This is a genomic window from Nocardioides sp. (assembly GCF_035703625.1).
Taxonomy (GTDB): domain Bacteria; phylum Actinomycetota; class Actinomycetes; order Propionibacteriales; family Nocardioidaceae; genus Nocardioides.
The window spans coordinates 1-4,305 of sequence record NZ_DASSXS010000091.1 but is presented as its reverse complement, the minus strand read 5'-3'; the positions used below and the strand labels follow the sequence as shown (position 1 = coordinate 4,305).

Sequence of the window (4,305 nt, the reverse complement as noted above, 5' to 3'; positions counted from 1 at the left end):
TGCCGCTGCCCATGCTCCGATATCCTTCCCTATCGGCCCAAGCGGAGGAGGCCTGGCCATGAGCACCCTGTTGCTGCTGACCAGCGCGCTCCAGGCCTCCACCGAGGTCCTCCCCGGACTCGCCCTGCTGGGCCACCAGGTCAAGATCCTGCCCGCCGAGGGAAGTGCACTGCTGGAGGCGCCCGACGCCCACCTCCTCCTCGTCGACGGCCGCCAGGACCTCGCCCACTCCCGCGACCTGTGCCGGCTCATCCGCACCACCGGCTCCGACATCCCGGTCCTGCTGGTCGTCACCGAAGGTGGACTCGCGGTCGTCGCCCACGACTGGGGCATGGACGACGTCGTCCTCCACACGTGCGGCCCCGCCGAGCTGGAGGCCCGGATCAAGCTCGCCCTCGGGCGCCTCGCCGCCCAGCGGGACGCCGACGACCCGGAGGCCCACGTGATCCGGTCGGGCGAGGTGTCCGTCGACGACGCGACGTACACCGCCAAGATCGGCAGCCGACCGCTCGACCTGACGTTCAAGGAGTTCGAGCTGCTGAAGTTCCTCGCCCAGCACCCCGGGCGCGTGTTCAGCCGGCAGCAGCTGCTGCAGGAGGTGTGGGGCTACGACTACTTCGGCGGCACCCGCACCGTCGACGTCCACGTCCGGCGCCTGCGCGCCAAGCTGGGGCCCGAGAACGAGACCCTCATCGGCACCGTCCGCAACGTCGGCTACCGCTTCGTCCTGCCGACGACGGAGCCTGCGCGGGCGTCGGCCGACCGGGAGGCGTCCGAGGACCAGTCCTCGGCGGCTTCGTGAGCCACCCGGACCCGATCGTCGACATCGCCGCGGCCGCGGAGCTGGAGGACGGCGCCGCTCCGCTGGATGAGGCGACCCTGATGGCGCTGCGGCACGACCGCGCAGGAGTACGCCGCTGGGAGCGCGCCGACGCCTTCGCCCTGCTCGTCGGCGACGACCTGAGCCTGGTCGTGCACCCGAGGTCGCGACGGCAGGGGGTCGGGGGGTCCCTGCTGGACACCGTCGTGGCCGAGGCCGGCGAGAGCGCGCTCCGGGCCTGGTCGCACGCCGACCATCCCGCCGCCGCACGGTTGGCGGCCACCCGCGGGTTCGACCGGGTCCGCGAGCTGTGGGTCATGCGCAGAGCGGCGGACAGTCCCCTGCCGCCGATGGCGGCCCCCGAGGGGGTGACGATCCGCGCCTACCGACCCACCGACGACCCGGAGCTGCTCCGCGTCAACGCAACCGCGTTCGCCGACCACCCGGAGCAGGGAGCGATGGACGCCGCCAACCTCGCCGAGCGGATGGCGGAGCCGTGGTTCGACCCCACCGGGCTTCTCGTCGCCGAGGACCGCGACGGCAGCCTGCTCGGGTTCCACTGGACCAAGCAGCACTCCGCCGACCTCGGGGAGGTCTACGTGGTCGCGATCGCTCCCGAGGCGCAGGGGCGCGGCCTGGGCGGGGTGCTCACCCTGGCCGGCCTGCACCACCTGGCCGGGCTGGGCGTGCGCGAGGTCCTGCTCTACGTGGAGTCCGACAATCGTCCGGCCGTCGCGGTCTACAGCCGGCTCGGGTTCGGCCACGCGGCGCGCGACACCCACGTGATGTACCGGCGCGGTACCTGAGGGGTCAGCGCAGCTTGGGGCGCACGTGCAGCCCGACCTCGGGGTCGACCACGACCTCCTGGGTGGCGGGCAGGCCGTCGGCGTCGAGCTGGGCGTCGAGGGCCACGTTGCGCTTCACCAGCGCCAGACCGATCGGGCCGAGCTCGTGGTGGCGGGCGGAGGAGCCGACCATGCCCACCACCTTCTCGCCGAGCCTGAGCTCCGTGCCGTGGGTGGGCAGCCGGTTCTCCGATCCGTCGAGGTGCAGCAGGGTCAGGCGGCGCGGGGGGCGGCCTAGCGTGTGCACCCGCGCGACCGTCTCCTGACCGCGGTAGCACCCCTTCTCCAGGTGTACGGCGGAGCCGATCCAGCCCACCTCGTTGGGGATCGTGCGGTGGTCGGTGTCGAGGTGCAGCCGCGGCTCCCCGCGAGCGATCCGCAGTGCCTCGAACGCCCAGAGGCCGCACGGGGGGCCGGCGGCCTCGGCGTACTGGCCCAGCCGGTCGCGGGGGATCAGCTCGTAGGGCTCGCGACGCTCCCCCTCCTCGGCGAGGGGGCGCCAGGTGACCGCGAGGTCCGCGGTGGCGTCGGCGATCTCGACCCGGGTCATGAACTTCATCCGCTCGAGGAACTCGATGAGCGGCCGGGCGGCACCGGGCTCGGTGTGGGCGACGAACGCCTCGCCGTCGTCGTACCCGTGGAAGGCGTGCTCCACGTGACCGTGGGGGCTGAGCACGAGCGCGGTGGTCCACACCCGGGGCTGGAGATCGGTGAAGGACTGGGTGGTGAGGGAGTGCAGCCAGGTCAGCCGGTCGGGACCGGAGATCCGCAGGACGTCGCGGTGCGACAGGTCGACGAACCCCTCGCCCGACTCGAGCGTGCGCTGCTCGCGGTTGAAGGACCCGTAGTGGGCCGCCACGCCGGCGTCGATCCCGTCGCCTGCGACGGCGCCGGGGAGGGTGAGGAGCGGGGAGGTGCTCATGCGCGCTGCAGCCTTGCCCAGAGGTGGGGCTGCAGAGGCTGCCCCACTGCGGCCATGTCGTAGGCGTAGAGGAGGTCCCCCTCGACGTTGCCGTAGAGGCGGGTCCCGGCGGTGACCTCCTTGGCGGACTCGGTACGGGCGATCGCGTCGGTGGCGAGCTCGAGTTTGCCCCCGGACGCCTGGCCGTACCAGATCTCGGCGAAGCCGGTGTTGTGCGAGAGCAGCAGCTCGACGTGGCCCTCGGGGCGACAGCGAAGGAACCCGGTCTCGAGCGCCGCGTCGCGCACCTTCTCGCCCGCCTCGTCGACGATCCAGCTGCGGGAGAGGTAGTGGAAGAACGGCCGCCCGTCGTGGGCGAAGATCAGCTCCTGGCCGAACTGGAACTTCTCGATCGTCGGGTAGTCACCGTGCCCGTTGCCCTCCCAGGTGCCCAGCATCCAGGCCACGGGACCGCAGTCCGGGTGCAGGTTGTCGGGGATCTCGAAGGGCATGTCGAGGAGTCTAGTGTGGTCACATGACGCGTCCTCTGGTCGTCAAGGTCACCTGCGGGTCCGAGGACCCCGAGCGATGCAACCAGGCCTTCACGGTCGCTGCCATGGCCGAGACGGCTGGGGCCGAGGTCTCGCTGTGGCTGACCGGGGAGGCGGCCTGGTTCTCCCTGCCGGGGCGAGCCGACGAGTTCTCGCTCCCGAAGGCGACGCCGCTCCAGGCGCTGCTGGCGGCGATCCTGGCGGGGGGCACGGTGACGGTGTGCGCGCAGTGCGCCGCTCGGCGCGAGATCGGCGAGGACGACGTGATCGAGGGGATCCGGATCGCCGGCGCGGCGGTGTTCGCCGAGGAGATCCTCCGCGACGACGTCCAGGCCCTCGTCTACTGAGCCACCAGCGCGGCCCGTCGCGACATCGGCGAGGACGACGTGATCGACGGGATCCGGATCGCCGTGGCCGCAGACTTCACCGAGGAGGTCCTCCGGCCGGACGTGCAGGCGCTCGTTTACCAGGCCCTGCCTCGGTTGCGGGGTTTCGAGGCTCGCTTCGCTCGCACCTCAACCACCGGTGGTTGCGTCCGGTGGTTGAGGTGCGAGGGCCGTCTCACGGCCCGAGCCTCGAAACCCCCGCACCCACGCAGGGCGACGACCCCGGACTCGCCGCCCTGCCCACCGTTCCGGGGTTTCGACGACGCTCGCTGGCGCTCGCTGCTCAACCGCCGGGGTGAAGGGCAGCCCGCAGCTTGGCCGCGATCTCGGCCATCGCCGCGCGTGAGCTGCGCCCGACGCCGACGAGGTTGAAGAAGCCGTGGATCTGGTCGGGGAACCGCCTGAGCTCGACCTCCACCCCGGCCTCGGACAGCTTGCGGGCGTAGGCCTCCCCCTCGTCGCGCAGGGGATCGAAGCCGGCGGTCGCGACGTACGCCGGCGCGAGGCCGTCGGGCACCTTTGCCAGCAGGGGGGACACCCGGGGATCGTCATGGGTGCTGCGATCGGGGGTGTAGAGGGCGCGGGCGAGGTCCATGAACCGGCTGGTCAGGTAGAAGCCCTCACCGAACATCGCCCGGCTCTCGGAGCCACCCCGCATGTCGGTCCCGGGGTAGACGAGGAGCTGGGTGGCCAGCGGCAGCCCGTCCTCGGCGGCGGCCAGGGCGGTGGTGGCCGCAAGGCACCCCCCGGCCGAGTCGCCCCCGACCGCGAGCCGGTCGGGGTCGGCGCCGAGCTCCTCGGC

Annotated in this window: 6 protein-coding genes; 3 read left to right on the top strand and 3 right to left on the bottom strand. The window is 72.5% G+C overall.

The window, feature by feature from the left end:
• Window positions 1-58 precede the first annotated feature (58 nt).
• Together VFN12_RS04670 and mshD are read left to right on the top strand one after the other, a co-directional pair.
• On the top strand, window positions 59-802 hold the full coding sequence (locus VFN12_RS04670) for a response regulator transcription factor (RefSeq protein ID WP_325117435.1): 744 nt from the start codon (window positions 59-61) through the stop codon (window positions 800-802).
• Window positions 799-1,626: a mycothiol synthase gene (mshD, locus tag VFN12_RS04665; RefSeq protein ID WP_325117434.1), complete on the top strand. Its 828-nt coding sequence runs from the start codon at window positions 799-801 to the stop codon at window positions 1,624-1,626. The genes VFN12_RS04670 and mshD overlap by 4 nt, the downstream gene beginning before the upstream one ends.
• 4 nt (window positions 1,627-1,630) lie before the next feature.
• Here mshD and VFN12_RS04660 read toward each other — a convergent pair whose 3' ends face one another.
• Window positions 1,631-2,587, bottom strand: coding sequence for a folate-binding protein (locus tag VFN12_RS04660; RefSeq protein ID WP_325117433.1), 957 nt, complete (start codon window positions 2,585-2,587; stop codon window positions 1,631-1,633).
• Window positions 2,584-3,078: an FABP family protein gene (locus VFN12_RS04655; protein ID WP_325117432.1), complete on the bottom strand. Its 495-nt coding sequence runs from the start codon at window positions 3,076-3,078 to the stop codon at window positions 2,584-2,586. Before VFN12_RS04655 ends, VFN12_RS04660 begins: the two co-directional genes overlap by 4 nt.
• A 23-nt stretch (window positions 3,079-3,101) precedes the next feature.
• Between VFN12_RS04655 and VFN12_RS04650 the strand changes: the two genes are divergently transcribed.
• On the top strand, window positions 3,102-3,464 hold the full coding sequence (locus VFN12_RS04650) for a DsrE family protein (protein WP_325117431.1): 363 nt from the start codon (window positions 3,102-3,104) through the stop codon (window positions 3,462-3,464).
• 322 nt (window positions 3,465-3,786) lie between these two features.
• On the opposite strand, the gene VFN12_RS04645 is transcribed toward VFN12_RS04650, so the two are convergent.
• Window positions 3,787-4,305: alpha/beta hydrolase fold domain-containing protein (locus VFN12_RS04645; RefSeq protein ID WP_325117430.1), on the bottom strand; the 519-nt coding region annotated here is incomplete at its 5' end.